This is a genomic window from Citrobacter koseri ATCC BAA-895, assembly GCF_000018045.1.
Taxonomy (GTDB): Bacteria; Pseudomonadota; Gammaproteobacteria; order Enterobacterales; family Enterobacteriaceae; genus Citrobacter_B; species Citrobacter_B koseri.
Genome location: NC_009792.1, coordinates 791875 through 806277, shown reverse-complemented (window position 1 = coordinate 806277; position 14403 = coordinate 791875). Strand labels below are relative to the sequence as shown.

Sequence of the window (14403 nt, the reverse complement as noted above, 5' to 3'; positions counted from 1 at the left end):
GAAATTGACAAGTACGCACGAAAAAGTGAGCAACTGAATTATGAGTAAGTTATATACTCCAGAATCTGCCGCAAGCGGCGTGGAGCATGTGCTGCGACTGCTGGAAGGTCGCTGGAAATTAATTATTCTTTTTCATCTGTTCGATGGAAAAGTACAGCGCTATTCCGATTTTGAAAAACTGATCCCGGGTATTTCACAGAAGATGCTGGCTCAGCAACTGCGACAACTGGAAGCCGACGGCATCGTATCACGCACGGTGTACCCTCAGGTGCCGCCGAAAGTGGAATATCGCCTGACCGAGTGGGGGCAAGAACTGTGCCCGGCCCTTGATGCAATGCTGAAATGGGCGGAAAAACGCGAGGATTAGTTGTCACCGGGGCCTTTTTGTCGTGAGCGAAAATTACTGATATCTGGTTTTCGCTCAAATCGGACATGGTTATGCCGAACCTCTTGTCCGGCGTACACCGGGGAACAATGACGATATATTTGGATGGGTTACATCTGGAATAACGTGCAAATACCTGCGTACCATTCCCGTAGTATTAAACTGCCTGAGTCATCACCGATTTAAACTGCGCATGCCACATGTCGTAAAATTTTCCCCGACGGCTTATCAACGCAGTGAAGTCCCCATTTTCGATGACCTCTCCAGCAGACATCACGATAATCCTGTCGAACTCTTTTATATTACCGAGCCTGTGCGTCACTGCGATCACGGTTGTGTTCAGGGCAAGAATATCATTAAACAGCCGGTGCTCAGTTTCAGGATCGAGTGATGAAGAGAACTCATCAAAAATAAACAGATTGGCCTTTCGGTATAGCGCCCGTGCAATCGCGAGCCGCTGCCACTGCCCTATGGAGAGTTCATCGCCGCCGAACTGCTTGCCCAGCCGGGTGTGCTGGTCATACGGAAATCCTACCTTTTTCAGCAATTCATCAACCGCTGGCGACGGGGTTTCTGCATCATAATTATTCAGGGCAATGTTTTCGCCCACCGTGAACTCGTATTTTCCGTAATCCTGAAACACGGTGGCTATCTGGTTCCGGTAACTTTCAATATCCAACCTGTCGAGCGGCACGCCTGACACAGACACAGCCCCCTCACTGAAGGCGTACATGCGCAGGATCATTTTAATCAGAGTTGTTTTTCCGCTGCCGTTCTCACCGAGAATAGCGACCTTTTCACCGGGGGCAATTTCAAGGTTAACCCCATTCAGGGCTGGATGATTACGCCCCTCATACTGAAACCGGAGTTTGTGAATGCTGAGGGCAAAAGGTGTTTCGGCGGGTAAGGTAAGGTGCCCGTTTTTCACCGGTTCAATCTTATCCGTCATAAACGCATGGTAGCGGGTGAAAAAACTGCTCATGCTGACGAGATTCGAACCATAATTGGCTATCTCGTCGAGGTGCGATTTCATCATCACAATGGACTGAAACACCATCACCAGCGCGCTCACGGCAATATCACTGGTGCGTAAGTTGTTTAAAAAAAAAGTTACCCCGACGAACAGCATAGTCAGGCTCAGCATCATGGCCGGCACAGGCGTGATTAGCGCGCGGATGCGCTGTTTGTGCATGCGATTATAGGTATTGCGAGCGGACGCATTGAATTTAGTCAGCAGATATTTACCAAGACCGTAAAGCCGGATCTCCTGCAAAAAACTCTTGTCCATACTGACGCCATATACGTAGCGCATCGCAATCGCATCTTTAGACGTGAAGAATAAATCCCGCACGTATCTCTGCTGGATACGCATATTGATGGCAATCATCGGTATGGCGGAAAGCGCGCAAATGGCCGCCCCTGCTCCTGAATAGTTGATCAGAACCAGCAGCAGACTGCCAGCCATGACGATTGCCCGGATAACGTAAATGATACAGATGATGAAATTAAGCGGTCGATACGCCGCTTCTTTTTTCAAATATTCCAGTTGCTCGTAACGCTCCTTATTATCAAACAGGCTCAGGGAAAAAGAGTCGTTCATACGGCACATAATCTTAGTGCTGAAGTGATTAGTCGAAATCTCCGTGACATCCCCCTGAACAAGATTGACCAGGGGCTGCATAAGCTGCATGCCAAGGAGTGAAACACACCAGACCGCAACGCTCAGCATCAGATCGCCGTCGGTGGTTTGCACTGCATGCAGTGTGTTGATTATTTGGCCGGTCATAAAGATGTTGAGGGCCGGTATCAGCCCCTGAAGCAACACAACGACGATAAGTGCGGTAATACGAAGTGGGCATGACGCAAAGACGTACCTGATAGCCAGTAGCACTGACGACCTCCCTTGTTGCAGTAGCCATAGATCGTGTGAGTCGCAGATCATGATAGATGAGAATGGCACTCAATTGCATTAATGGAATGTAACAGTGAACTGGGTTGTGAAGTAGACGTTCTCCCCATCCCTGACCATCGGCCAAATGCAATCGCGACTTCCCTCCCCCACGGCCCCCTGGTCTGATGGACATTTATCACCCAAACTTAAGCCAAAGACATGGTCTGCGTGGGCATTGTGCTTTACACTGCGCGCTGTAAAAACTGAGTAGATAAACGATTAACCAGGCGGTAAGGCGATGAACGGAACAATCACAACGTGGTTTAAAGATAAAGGTTTTGGATTTATCAAAGATGAAAACGGTGATAACCGCTATTTTCATGTGATTAAGGTTGCCAACCCTGAGCTGATTAAAAAAGACGCGGCGGTGACTTTTGAACCCACCACCAATAACAAAGGCTTGTCCGCTTATGCTGTGAAAGTCATCCCGGAAAGCAAATACATCTATATCGCGGGCGAGCGCCTGAAGCTCACGTCGATCAAGTCTTATCTGGTTTACAGCGAAGAAGTGCCAGCCGATACCCGAATTGATAAAGAAAACGCGGTGCTGTCTGTGGGCGTGCTGATGAGTAGTATCAGACCCAAATCAGCCGCAAAGCCCGGTGAAATGCGCTCGCTGAGAAAACTGGCAATCACCACCTTCCAGGGAACGACGTTAATCTTCTCGGAAGATGAGATAGACATAGAGGCCACGGTGAAACTGCTCAAGTAATTCATCTGAATCCCGTGCCGGAATCCTGCGCCATTCATAAACAGAATTCCGGCTCGCGTGCGCCAGGTACAGACGCAAAAATTACGGGTATAATCACATACATTATTCAACGGTTTCAGAAACGAAGATGACAAAACTCACCTTACAAGAGCAGATGCTAAAAGCGGGATTAGTAACCAGTAAAAAAATGGCCAAAGTCCAGAGAACGGCTAAAAAATCACGAGTTCAGGCGCGTGAAGCAAGAGAGGCTGTGGAAGAAAATAAAAAAGCGCAACTTGAGCGTGATAAACAGCTAAGCGAGCAACAAAAACAAGCGGCGTTATCCAAAGAATATAAAGCGCAGGTGAAGCAACTTATTGAAATGAATAGAATCAGCATTTCAAAAGGCGATATTGGTTTTAACTTCACAGATAATAACTTAATTAAAAAAATAGATGTGGATAAGGCGACGCAAGCCCAGTTGATTAATGGTCGCCTCGCCATTGCGCGTTTGGTTGTTGATAACGGTGGGGAATGTGAATACGCGATTATCCCCGCAAGCGTAGCCGATAAAATTGCGCAGCGAGATGCTAACAGTATCGTCTTAAATAGTGCGCTTAGTCAGGAAGAGCAGGACGAAGAAGATCCGTATGCTGATTTTAAAGTGCCTGATGATTTGATGTGGTAATCAACGTTTGTCGTTCAGCGTCCGGCGTGCCGGGCACTGAAAGAACTGAATGCCGATGACGGAAAGCAAAAAGCCCGCTAAAAAGCGGGCTTTTCTAAATTTGGCTCCTCTGACTGGACTCGAACCAGTGACATACGGATTAACAGTCCGCCGTTCTACCGACTGAACTACAGAGGAATCGTGTGAACGGGGCGCATATTAACGACGCCCACGAGCATTGTCAAAGCCTGAATGCACAAACACGTTCGTTTGCCGAAATATTCTTCATTTCGTTGGAGATTCAGGCTGAACGGGCGATTTTATGCGCTCAGGACGCGGGTATTTCCATAGCCAACGACCGCTGACCATACGCCAGTAAAACAGTGCGGCGCGCACCGCCCAGTCAAAGAACATCCCCAGCCAGACCCCGACAACGCCCCAGCCAAGCACGATCCCCAACGTGTAACCCGCAACCACACGGCAGCCCCACATCCCCAGCATCGAAACCCACATTGCAAAACGTGCGTCCCGCGCCCCTTTAAACCCTGAGGGCAACACCCAGGACGCAGACCAAATCGGCATAAACGCCGCGTTCAGCCAAATCAGAACCACGACAACATCTTTTACATCCTGATCGTGGGTATAAAACGAGGCCATCAGTCCCGCAAACGGCGCGCTTAACCATGCAATCGCGGTCAGTCCAATGGTAGATAGCCAGAACACATGACGAAGCTGAATCTCTGCCTGGGAAATCTGACCATTCCCCAGCCGTCGGCCAGTGATGATTGTCGATGCAGAACCCAGCGCGTTTCCGGGCAGGTTGATCAGCGCGGCAATTGAAAAAGCGATGAAGTTACCGGCAATAACGCTGGTCCCCATCCCCGCCACAAACATCTGCGTTAACAATTTCCCACCGTTGAACAAAACAGATTCGATGCTCGCAGGGATACCAATCCCCATCACTTCCCAGATAATGGTGAAGTTCAGCGGCTTAAAATAGCTCTTCAACGTAATGCGCAATGCCGGGTTAAAACCAATCATCAACACCCAGATAATGGCGACGGCTCCGATATAGCGAGAGATGGTCAGCCCGAGTCCCGCCCCGACAAAACCCAACCCCTGCCAGGAAAAAACGCCATAAATCAGGACGCTGCTGATCATGATGTTAAGAATATTCATGCCGCCATTGATCAACAGCGGAATTTTGGTATTTCCGGCTCCACGCAATGCACCACTGCCAATCAGGGCGATGGCCGCAGCGGGATAGCTGATCACCGTCAGTTCCAGGTATGTCAGCGCCAGAGCCTTCACCTCGGAAGACGCCTCCCCGGCCACGACATCAATAATCTGTTCGCCAAAATAGTGAATAACCGCCGCCAGCACGATGGCAAAAAGCGTCATGATCACCAGTGACTGTCTCGCGGCGGCCCTGGCGCGACGACGATCGCGTTTTCCCAGGCTAAACGCCACAACCACGGTCGTCCCCAGATCGATAGCAGCAAAAAACGCCATAATGACCATGTTGAAGCTATCGGCAAGCCCTACCCCGGCCATCGCCTCTTTACCCAACCAACTGACCAGAAAGGTGCTCAGCACCCCCATTAGCAGTACGCAGGTATTTTCCAGAAAGATAGGCACGGCAAGCGGGGTGATTTCACGCCAGAAAAGAACCTTGTAACTCTTACGTTTGGCATACCAGGGCGTACGGGAGACGGCCTGGCGTAAGGCTGCGGAGACGTTCAAAGTGGACCTTAATGAAGAAAGTTGAAACCTCATTTCAAATAATGAGGGAGAATCCAAAAAGCTGCAAAGTTTTTTCCCTGTAAAATGTCTGCAATTGCAACAAACTGTTGAGAGAAGCAGCAATTGAACCGCCTCCAGGGAAATGAGGTTTGACAAAAGATTTTTCGCCGCTAAGATAAGCCTCCACAACGATTCCTCTGTAGTTCAGTCGGTAGAACGGCGGACTGTTAATCCGTATGTCACTGGTTCGAGTCCAGTCAGAGGAGCCAGATTTTAGTCTCGAGATATCTCAGTAAGTCTTGAGGCGTTTTAAAAGCAGTAGTTAAATTGAACCGGTTGTCCTGATAAGGATTGCCGGTTTTTTTGACGCCTGTCGTTTTTGGCCCCCCCCCCCACAGACCTCTCCTGCCCCCTTCCCACTTGTTCTCATTTGCCTACTTTTTTTCTTTATGAGATATGTTATGTTATAACATATCCATTATAATGTAATGCCAACCTATGAAACTTAAGCCTTCTTTGATAGCTCTCGCAGTAGCAGTAAATACTTCACCTCTGGCCTATGCAGCAGATGAAACCATCGTCGTCACCGGCAGTGACGTATCCGACTATTCCGCCGAATCCGACTCGGCACGTCTTTCATCCGGTTCAGCCTCACGTCTCGGTCTGACCGATAAGCAAACGCCACGCCATACTGAAACCATCAGCGCCAGAACCATTACGGCTAAGGGCAAACGCACGCTCACCGAAGTCGTTGAAACCGCCCCGGGCATGTCCGGCACCAGCTCACCTACGCTCTCAAACAGCGTTTCACTGCGCGGCTTCTCCGGCGTTTCCTGGCTGCTAAACGGCGTGGCCGTACCCGGTAGCACCATTCAAATCGCCGACCCGGTTCATTATGAAAATGTGGACATCCTGTATGGCACAGGCTCCGTTTTAAATGGTCTGAGTTCTGCCGGTGGCAGCGTCAACCTGATATCACGTAAAGCAACCTTTGGTCGACAGCCAGTAGAAACTGACTATAGCTGGTCAAGCTATAACAGCCATCGCGCCCACATCGGCGCGGGCGGTACGCTTGTTGAGGGTATAGCTGCTGGCCGCGTGGATGTAAGCGCATCAAATACCGGCACTCAGGTTGATAAAGATCGCAGTCGCCCGAAGCGCATCAGCGCACAGCTCCTGCTGACGCCGACCGATAACACACAGGTCACTTTTGACATCGATCGTAGCTTAACGGATATGCGCAATCCCTATTTCGGGACGCCTGTCATCAACGGCAAAGTTGATCGCGACTTGCGCCATGTAAACTACAACAACATTCAGGATGCGCATATCCGCAGCCAGGCAACCTCATTCCAGTCAACCCAGTCCTGGTATGCAACGCCTGATGTAACCTTTGATAACCAGTTCTATTATTACAAAGGATTCCGCGAATGGCAGAACGTTGAACGCTATTACCCGTCAAACAAAGCGGGCTATGTTACCCGTGATTCTTATGGCGATCTTGCTCATGATGACAAGCTGACGGGCAACCGTACAATGGTCACCTGGGATCACCCGATTGCATCATTCGCCAACCGCGTGACTGCGGGTGTCGATTTTTCAAAACGCGAATTCCAGTACTATTCTAACGGCTTCCCGGGGGGCGAAGAGGTTCTGCTGACCAACCCCGCCTCCAATGACTTTCGCACCGGTGCGAGTGGCAAGATGCGCTCACCTGTTCGTCACATCACTCAGAACCAGTATGCCTTGCTGCTGGAAGACAATCTGAATATCACTGATGCTGTCGCCCTGTTAAGCCAGTTGCGCTATACCAACCTGGACATGCACTGGAATTACCAGCAGGACAATAAAACCATCAATCGTAGCTATAGTTTTATGAGTGTTGGTATTGGGCCGAGCTGGGCCATTAACGAAAACTGGACGGTGTATGCCAACTATTCCACAGGTAAAGAGCCCGGCAGCGATATCTTCTTTATCAGCCCTGAACAAACGTCCCTGCCACTTACAGAAGTTCAGCAATATGAAGCCGGTGTAAAAGGGACATTCGACCACGGCGAAATGAAGCTGGCCGTTTACGATCTCCAGAAAAAAAATCTTTATCAGCAATCGGCTGTCCAGGCCGGTGTATGGAATGCGGTTGGCAAGCAGACTTCGCGCGGCATCGAGTTCAGCGGATTGATTAAACCGCTGGATAGCGTCGCGCTGGCGGGAAATGTGGCTTATACCCATGCGCGCTTTGACAATTTCAAACAAGGTACGCAGGACCTTTCCGGCAATCAGCCGCGCTATATCCCGGAGTGGACGGCTAACCTTTCTGGCCGTTATATGCCGATTAGCAAACTGGGGCTGGGCGCGCAGCTCCACTATGTTGGCAGTAGCTATAACGATGATGCCAACAAAAACAAAATGGGCGATTACACGACTGTCGACCTTAACGCCGATTATGAAGTGATTAAGGACGTTACCGTAGGCACCCGCGTGCGTAACCTGACGGATCGCTTTTACACCTGGCAGCGTACTTATACAGGGCAGGAAATGATTGCGCCAGGTCGAACTTACGAAGCCTATGTCAACATGCGCTTCTGATGAAACGCCTGGCCTCCCTCGCATTGCTGGCGACCTTCGCCAGCTTTGCGCATCCCGTTACGTTGCAGAATTGCGGAAGATCCTGGACGTTTGAGCATGTACCACAGCGGGCAATCGTCTATATGCCGACCGCAATGGAAAACATGCTCGCATTACGTCTGGGAGATTCCGTGATCAGTGCTGTCGGTTATCGGCCAGATGAAGATACCGCGCCCTCCCCCTGGTATAAACCGCTAAAAGCACGTCTCGACAGTTCGCCCTGGTCGGGAGAGTCCTTGCTGAGTTCCCGGCCAGATTTTATCTATTCCGGCAGCTACTACTGGTTTAACAGCCCGGAGACCGCCGGTCGTGAAAGGATGGCTGAATGGGGAATTGGAAGCTGGCTCATTGAAGGGATGTGCAATGGCCTGCAAAGTGGCCCTCCTGCGCCTGTAACCTTCGACAGCATCTACGACGAGTTGCGTAATATTGCGCGCATATATGGCGTGGAGCCGCGCGCAGAGGCGCTTATCAATGAACTGAAGCAACAGGTCGCTGCTGACAGCCGCATAAAACTGCCACGCAGAACGCTCATGTGGTGGTATTCCGGTACGGCAACACCTTATGTGGCGGGCGGTTATGGCGCTTCTGAGCTGTTAACCAAAACCATCGGCAGTAAAAACATCTTTGATAACAGTGCTGAACTGTGGCCCGCCATGAGCTGGGAGGTCATTGCCGAACGGGACCCTGACTACCTGATCCTGGGCGATCTGCAAAGGGGGGGAGATGGCGACAGCGCCCGGAGCAAAATCGATTTTCTTGAACGTAATCCCCTCACCGCAGGCATGAAGGCGGTTAAAGCAAAACGTTACATCATTTTACCTGGCTATGACATGGACGCATCTGCGCGTTCAGTTCTGGCCCTTCACCGACTAGTCACACAAATACACGCTAAGGAACAACATGACCTTTCCAGCCCGCGAATTACTGAAAAACTGGGACGAACAACAAAGCGCCTACATCGCTCACCGTGAAGAACGCTATAACGCCGCGCTGGATGTTCTGGCAATGCTATATGGCGAAGAATTCCATGTGGTGGATCTGGCCTGTGGTCCAGGCTCATTCAGCATGCGTCTTCTGAATCGCTTTCCGGCGATAAGAGTAACGGCTATTGACCTCGACCCGCTTCTGCTTACGCTGGCCAAAGAAGCCTTATCTGAATACAAGGACCGTATTCAGTTCTTCAGCGGCGATATTGCAACAGCGGATTGCTTTGCCGCTATTACCGACAAACCGCAGGCCGTTGTTTCCAGCACGGCCATCCACTGGCTGCTGCCTGAACAGCAGGTCGCGCTTTATCGCAACATCTTTAACCTGCTGGATGAACATGGCTTATTCATGAACGCCGATCATCAGCGATTTGATAATCGCAATCCATGCCAGAAACGGATTGCCCAGCTTCATGACGAAGATACGCAGAAAAAAGCCTGGACAGCGGGAGTGCAGGACTGGGATAGCTGGTTTGCATCGGCCACCCGTCATCATGAGCTGGCTGATTTGATGGACGCGCGCACCGCTATCTTTAAAGACCGCCCGACACCACTGCCCACCACGGTCGAATTCCAGCTCACCGCTCTGCGCCAGGCGGGTTTTAGCGAAACGGGTACTCTCTGGCAATTCCTGGATGATTATGTGATCGCTGGCTGGAAATAATCATGCTGCGTTCTCCTGTTTTTCGCCTCTCCATGCTGTTTCCGGCCCTGATGCTGGCGTTTTGCATTGCCATTATGTATGGCCCGGTGACCTTTTCCATGAAGGACGTGGCAAATGCCATACTGGCAGGCTACTGGCATAGCGATACAGCGGGAACGCTTCATCAGCGGATCGTATGGTCTCTGCGTATGCCGCGCACCCTGCTTGCTGCGCTGGCGGGCGCCGCATTAGCGCTGGCTGGAACGGTGCTCCAGTCGTTGACACGTAATCCTCTTGCCGACCCCTGGGTGTTGGGGATCTCATCCGGCGCAGGGTTTGGCGCGGTACTGGTCATTGCGCTTGGTCTCAGTGCGGGCTGGGCCGCTGTACCTGCCGGGGCGTTCTGCGGCGCGATGCTGGCTTTCGCACTGGTGCTTTTCATGGCGCGGAAATCGCTATCCGGCCAGTCCAGCCGTTTTATCCTGACCGGCGTCGCCGTGACACAGCTTCTCTCCGCCGCCACATCATTAACCACGCTCTGGAAAACGGATGCAGACACCACGCGAGGGGTGATGTTCTGGCTGCTGGGAAGCTTTGCACAGGCATCCTGGCTTCAGGTACTGCTTTGCGCACTGGTGCTGTTGCCGATATTTCTGCTCTGCTGGTGGCGGGCAATAGAGCTGGATGTGCTCACGTTTGGCAATGTGACGGCAGCGTCGCTTGGTGTGGACGTTGGCGCAATCAGGCTCGCCCTGTATTGTTTGTTGACCTTATTGACTGCGGTCATTGTGGCATGTTGCGGAGCAATAGGTTTTATTGGGCTGACCGTGCCTCATATCGCCCGCATATTCATTGGTCATCGCCATCGATCGCTGCTGCCGGCATCCATGCTGTGCGGCGCGACTTTTACCGTTCTGGCTGATACGCTTGCCCGAACGCTGTTTGCGCCTCGTGAATTACCCGTCGGCATCCTGACGGCGATACTCGGGGTTCCGGTATTTCTGTTCCTGATTTCACGGACTTCCCGATAAAATACTGACGAAGGCGATCCCTGGCAGAAAGCCCGCTTTTTAGCGGGCTTTCTGCCATTTATCCGTGACGAGCGCCACCGCAAACGCTCAGATAAGCATTTCCGGCCTGAACAGCGCGCTCAGATTCATTGTCTTGCCCGACACCATAAACTCCCCCTTCCCTGTATAGTGAATCGTCTCAGGGTGTTCCGGTGATGTGGCCACATGCGCCTTCACGACCTCGAAAATGAAAAAATTGTAGCGTTCCACCAGCACATCATCATACAAACAGCACTCAAAATTCGCATAACATTGCTGGATCAGCGGGGCATCAACCTCATCGGCTTCCTGTGCCGTAAGATTAAATTCGGCAAACTTATCGATGTCAGCGCCGGACGTGTTGCCGATTCGCACGACCGTCTCGGCCAAATCCGTCAGCGGAACGTTGATCACGCATTCCCGGCTATGACGGATCATCTCAAAACTGTGGTTGCCGCCCGAAATCATCAGCCCGACCAGCGAGGGAGAAAATTCCAGAACGGTATGCCAGCCCAGCGTCATGATATTGGTCTTTCCGTTCCATTTGGATGACACCAACACAACCGGGCCCGGTTCTAAATATCGGCGAACCTGACTGACCGGATAATCGACTTTAGTAATAGCTAAGCTCATAAGATGACTCCTGTTAAAGTGTTCCACAAAAACAGGCCACACTGCTGCGGCAATACCTGAGCAGTCCTCGCGCTACAGCATACTCTCTCTCGTCATATCGCAAAAAATTAACCATACCAATAAAATGGTTTTATGACCGTAATCAGGGTTCTGCGATTCACCTCTGGCAGGCATGACCGTCTGACCTACACTTTTAACAATAGAATTTCAGGCCAACCACAACAACTCAGTGCAGAGGACATTATGGTATCTCTACCTTTTACCCGCTCACTGCGGTTTACGACGGGCACCGAGCTGGAACTCCAGTTAATCGACAGAAACGATACCAGGCTGGTAGATAAAGCGGATATCGTGCTGGCCGATATGGCGCACACTCAGCAAATAAAGCATGAGCTAACCAAGTCAATGATTGAGCTGAACAGCTCAGTACACTCTTCGGTGTTTAAACTGCATGAAGAATTATCTTTATTAGCCTGTAACGTCAGGGAAGTCGCCAGAAAACACGGCTGCGATGTTACCGGCGGCGGCCGCCATTTAGATGGCGACTGGCGAGAACAGGTGATTAGCGATTTACAACGTCATCAAAATCTGGCCGTACGCTATGGCTACATCACCAAAATGGCCTGCGTATTTGGGCAGCATATTCATATTGGCGTTCAGGATGGCGATGACGCCATTTATCTGTGTCATGCGCTTATTCCCTACCTGCCCCATTTAGTTGCACTCAGCGCCTCTTCGCCGTGGCTGGATGGCGTGGATACCTCTTTTTCAAGTTCCCGCTTTACCGGGCAGAACGCCTTTCTGAACAGTGAACTGATTGAAAACATCTATAACTGGGACGAGTTCGTCGTATTTTATAACGAGATGGTCGATGTCGGGATCATTAAAAGTATCAAAGATATTTACTGGTACGTCAGGCCACAGCCTGCTCTGGGCACAATTGAAATCAGAATATGCGATATGCCGCTGACAATATTTCATGCCGCAATGCTCACAGGCTATAGCAAAATACTGGCTCAGTATCTGTTAGCCAACCGGACAAATATCGTCAAAAAACATCATGCTATTGAAAAATACAATATCTTTAACGCCCGGCGCGATGGCTTACAGGCCAGCTACGTCAACACGTTAACCAGACAGCGTCAGTCGCTGGCGGGTCAGATATTGCAGACCGTAGAGAACCTGTCATTACGCACCCACAGTGATGAGGATAAGTACGTTCTGCAATATATTGCCCGGTATGTCAAAAAGGGCATCAATGATTCAGACAGAATACGTAGTATGATTAAACGCGCGGTGGACTTAAATACCGTCATGGAACGTATGCGAAAAATGCTGTTATCAGCGCCAAAGAATTATAAAAAATGATGCACGCCAGGGCCGAAAATAGTTATTCGGCCCTTTTATCAGGCAATTGTCGCAATACGTTCCCGAGCGTTACGTTTTGCCTTCTCGCTTAAGAGGCCGGAGACATCATCTCGTCCAGAATGCTACTGACCTGTTTCCCGCTCATATTCCGATACCCGCATTCTTTTATTTTCGGAATTCGTTTAGGCAATCCCTTCGCTATTGATTCCGCCTGCTCTCAGCGTCAAGCGCACTTGCCTCGCTTATCACGTTACGCTTTCTGTGGCACTAAATGATTAACCCTCCTAACTAATTGGGTATCTATTAGCAATTTCTCTAACTGAAATGGATGATAATCATGGGATGGGACACAAGAAGCGCCGGAAACTGGGCAAAACATCACGCCGAACCGGGGCCAACGAATAACTGTGCATCGTATGTGCGCAAGGCCATAAAGGCAGGGGGCGTGACCGTAACAAACACGCAAAACGCCAAAGATTACGGCCCAATGCTGGAGTCTGCGGGGTTTAGAAAAATATCTTCAACGCAATCCCCCAGAGCTGGTGACGTGGTAGTGATTCAGCCTTACGCGGGAGGACACGCCGCCGGTCACATGGCTATTTACGACGGCCAGGATTGGTATTCAGACTTTAAACAGCGGGATTTTTGGGGCGGTCCTGGATACCGTTCGTCAAAGCCAGCGCATCAAATGTACAGGAAGGATTGATGAAAGCCCTTTATGTTGTTCTCATGATATTTGCAATTACCGCGTGCAGCTCAGGACGCGATAACGCAGAACGGCGTGTTTCAGATTTCTACACTTACTATCTAAACGTGTTTGCAAATAGTGAAGGGAAAATAAAGCCTGCGCCTGAAAAGATGGATGAATATATTTCGAAGGATACGCTAGCCCAACTAAATACTATCTCTCATATTTATGAGCAGGAGATTATCGACACCGATTACTATACATATGCGCAAGATTATTCAGCAGATTGGATCCCCTTATTGAAAGTTGGAAAAGCTAAAAACTGTTTTGGTGGTGAATACGTCGATGTTTGGTTGGGTCGACAAAACAATCAGACGTATCAAATTGGAGTCTACCTAAAAAGAGAGGGCGGCAAGTGGAAAATATACAGAGTGAAGAATGTTACCGCCGGTTATGAGCATTACATATTTGACGCACACGCCATTGAGAAAGCGAAGCAACATGCTGCAACTACCAATTAAATAGGGAGATTATAACGGCCGCTAAATTAATCCCAATGCGCGGCCGACCTTAACAGTCATTATGCTTTTCTTTCGTCCTCCGGTGGATTCAACAACGTCAGCGCTACGGAATGTTTTATAATTCAGCAATCATTTAAGGATATAAGAGCCTACTCCCGCCAGCGTCAGTCGCTGGCGGGTCAGATATTGCAGACCGTAGAGAACCTGTCATTACGCATCCACGGTGATGAGGATAAGTACGTTCTGCAATATATTGCCCGGTATGTCAAAAAGGGCATCAATGATTCAGACAGAATACGCAGTATGATTAAACGCGCGGTGGACTTAAACACCGTCATGGAACGTATGCGAAAAATGCTGCTATCAGCACCAAAGAATTATAAAAAATGATGCACGCCAGGGCCGAAAATGGTTATTCGGCCCTTTTATCAGGCAACTGTAGTAATACGT

14 protein-coding genes and 2 tRNA genes are annotated in these 14403 nt (G+C 50.1%); 11 read left to right on the top strand and 5 right to left on the bottom strand.

From position 1 onward, the window contains the following. Positions 1-40 precede the first annotated feature (40 nt). Positions 41-367, top strand: a complete 327-nt coding sequence (locus CKO_RS03680) for a winged helix-turn-helix transcriptional regulator (protein WP_012131813.1) — start codon at positions 41-43, stop codon at positions 365-367. A 175-nt stretch (positions 368-542) separates the two neighbouring features. On the opposite strand, the gene CKO_RS03675 is transcribed toward CKO_RS03680, so the two are convergent. Further along, complete coding sequence (locus tag CKO_RS03675; protein WP_167316294.1) at positions 543-2276, bottom strand: ABC transporter ATP-binding protein; 1734 nt, start codon at positions 2274-2276, stop codon at positions 543-545. Between the two features lie 298 nt (positions 2277-2574). Between CKO_RS03675 and CKO_RS03670 the strand changes: the two genes are divergently transcribed. Together CKO_RS03670 and CKO_RS03665 are read left to right on the top strand one after the other, a co-directional pair. Next, on the top strand, positions 2575-3048 hold the full coding sequence (locus tag CKO_RS03670) for a cold-shock protein (RefSeq protein WP_012131811.1): 474 nt from the start codon (positions 2575-2577) through the stop codon (positions 3046-3048). Between the two features lie 127 nt (positions 3049-3175). Continuing rightward, a complete protein-coding gene (locus CKO_RS03665; protein WP_012131810.1) occupies positions 3176-3715 on the top strand; it encodes a DUF2058 domain-containing protein in 540 nt (179 codons plus the stop codon). A gap of 101 nt (positions 3716-3816) precedes the next feature. Here CKO_RS03665 and CKO_RS03660 read toward each other — a convergent pair. From CKO_RS03660 to CKO_RS23770, 3 genes are all read right to left on the bottom strand, one after another. Beyond that, positions 3817-3892: transfer RNA gene (locus CKO_RS03660), tRNA-Asn, on the bottom strand. An 87-nt stretch (positions 3893-3979) separates the two neighbouring features. After that, positions 3980-5470: an EmmdR/YeeO family multidrug/toxin efflux MATE transporter gene (locus tag CKO_RS03655; RefSeq protein WP_012131809.1), complete on the bottom strand. Its 1491-nt coding sequence runs from the start codon at positions 5468-5470 to the stop codon at positions 3980-3982. Between the two features lies 1 nt (position 5471). Beyond that, complete coding sequence (locus CKO_RS23770) at positions 5472-5624, bottom strand: DUF5951 family protein (protein ID WP_153257545.1); 153 nt, start codon at positions 5622-5624, stop codon at positions 5472-5474. Between the two features lie 6 nt (positions 5625-5630). Here CKO_RS23770 and CKO_RS03650 point away from each other — a divergent pair. The 5 genes from CKO_RS03650 (at position 5631) to CKO_RS03630 (ending at position 10725) form a co-directional block, all read left to right on the top strand. Next, positions 5631-5706: transfer RNA gene (locus CKO_RS03650), tRNA-Asn, on the top strand. A gap of 229 nt (positions 5707-5935) precedes the next feature. Beyond that, on the top strand, positions 5936-8023 hold the full coding sequence (locus CKO_RS03645) for a TonB-dependent siderophore receptor (protein ID WP_012131808.1): 2088 nt from the start codon (positions 5936-5938) through the stop codon (positions 8021-8023). Then, positions 8023-9036 carry an ABC transporter substrate-binding protein gene (locus tag CKO_RS03640; protein ID WP_012131807.1) on the top strand — a complete coding sequence of 338 codons (1014 nt, stop codon included), beginning with the start codon at positions 8023-8025 and terminating at the stop codon, positions 9034-9036. Before CKO_RS03645 ends, CKO_RS03640 begins: the two co-directional genes overlap by 1 nt. Continuing rightward, positions 8966-9715, top strand: coding sequence for a class I SAM-dependent methyltransferase (locus CKO_RS03635; RefSeq protein WP_024130215.1), 750 nt, complete (start codon positions 8966-8968; stop codon positions 9713-9715). The genes CKO_RS03640 and CKO_RS03635 overlap by 71 nt, the downstream gene beginning before the upstream one ends. 32 nt (positions 9716-9747) lie before the next feature. After that, a complete protein-coding gene (locus tag CKO_RS03630; RefSeq protein WP_012131805.1) occupies positions 9748-10725 on the top strand; it encodes a FecCD family ABC transporter permease in 978 nt (325 codons plus the stop codon). Between the two features lie 87 nt (positions 10726-10812). Here CKO_RS03630 and CKO_RS03625 read toward each other — a convergent pair whose 3' ends face one another. After that, positions 10813-11376, bottom strand: a complete 564-nt coding sequence (locus CKO_RS03625; RefSeq protein WP_012131804.1) for a flavin reductase family protein — start codon at positions 11374-11376, stop codon at positions 10813-10815. Between the two features lie 243 nt (positions 11377-11619). On the opposite strand from CKO_RS03625, the gene CKO_RS03620 reads away from it, so the two are divergent. The 3 genes from CKO_RS03620 to CKO_RS03610 all read left to right on the top strand — a co-directional run bounded on the left by CKO_RS03620 (position 11620) and on the right by CKO_RS03610 (position 13953). After that, a complete protein-coding gene (locus tag CKO_RS03620; RefSeq protein ID WP_024130213.1) occupies positions 11620-12744 on the top strand; it encodes a YbdK family carboxylate-amine ligase in 1125 nt (374 codons plus the stop codon). Between the two features lie 337 nt (positions 12745-13081). Next, complete coding sequence (locus CKO_RS03615; protein ID WP_024130212.1) at positions 13082-13450, top strand: NlpC/P60 family protein; 369 nt, start codon at positions 13082-13084, stop codon at positions 13448-13450. Then, positions 13450-13953, top strand: a complete 504-nt coding sequence (locus CKO_RS03610; protein WP_012131801.1) for a YqhG/Tai3 family protein — start codon at positions 13450-13452, stop codon at positions 13951-13953. The genes CKO_RS03615 and CKO_RS03610 overlap by 1 nt, the downstream gene beginning before the upstream one ends. Positions 13954-14403 lie beyond the last annotated feature (450 nt).

What these genes read in the sequence shown, in the direction of transcription:
- CKO_RS03680 (WP_012131813.1), top strand. Translation starts at nt 41, where the DNA reads ATGAGTAAGTTATATACTCCAGAATCTGCCGCAAGCGGCGTGGAGCAT.
- CKO_RS03670 (WP_012131811.1), top strand. Translation starts at nt 2,575, where the DNA reads ATGAACGGAACAATCACAACGTGGTTTAAAGATAAAGGTTTTGGATTT.
- CKO_RS03665 (WP_012131810.1), top strand. Translation starts at nt 3,176, where the DNA reads ATGACAAAACTCACCTTACAAGAGCAGATGCTAAAAGCGGGATTAGTA.
- CKO_RS03655 (WP_012131809.1), bottom strand. Translation starts at nt 5,470, where the DNA reads ATGAGGTTTCAACTTTCTTCATTAAGGTCCACTTTGAACGTCTCCGCA.
- CKO_RS03645 (WP_012131808.1), top strand. Translation starts at nt 5,936, where the DNA reads ATGAAACTTAAGCCTTCTTTGATAGCTCTCGCAGTAGCAGTAAATACT.
- CKO_RS03640 (WP_012131807.1), top strand. Translation starts at nt 8,023, where the DNA reads ATGAAACGCCTGGCCTCCCTCGCATTGCTGGCGACCTTCGCCAGCTTT.
- CKO_RS03635 (WP_024130215.1), top strand. Translation starts at nt 8,966, where the DNA reads ATGACCTTTCCAGCCCGCGAATTACTGAAAAACTGGGACGAACAACAA.
- CKO_RS03630 (WP_012131805.1), top strand. Translation starts at nt 9,748, where the DNA reads ATGCTGTTTCCGGCCCTGATGCTGGCGTTTTGCATTGCCATTATGTAT.
- CKO_RS03625 (WP_012131804.1), bottom strand. Translation starts at nt 11,376, where the DNA reads ATGAGCTTAGCTATTACTAAAGTCGATTATCCGGTCAGTCAGGTTCGC.
- CKO_RS03620 (WP_024130213.1), top strand. Translation starts at nt 11,620, where the DNA reads ATGGTATCTCTACCTTTTACCCGCTCACTGCGGTTTACGACGGGCACC.
- CKO_RS03615 (WP_024130212.1), top strand. Translation starts at nt 13,082, where the DNA reads ATGGGATGGGACACAAGAAGCGCCGGAAACTGGGCAAAACATCACGCC.
- CKO_RS03610 (WP_012131801.1), top strand. Translation starts at nt 13,450, where the DNA reads ATGAAAGCCCTTTATGTTGTTCTCATGATATTTGCAATTACCGCGTGC.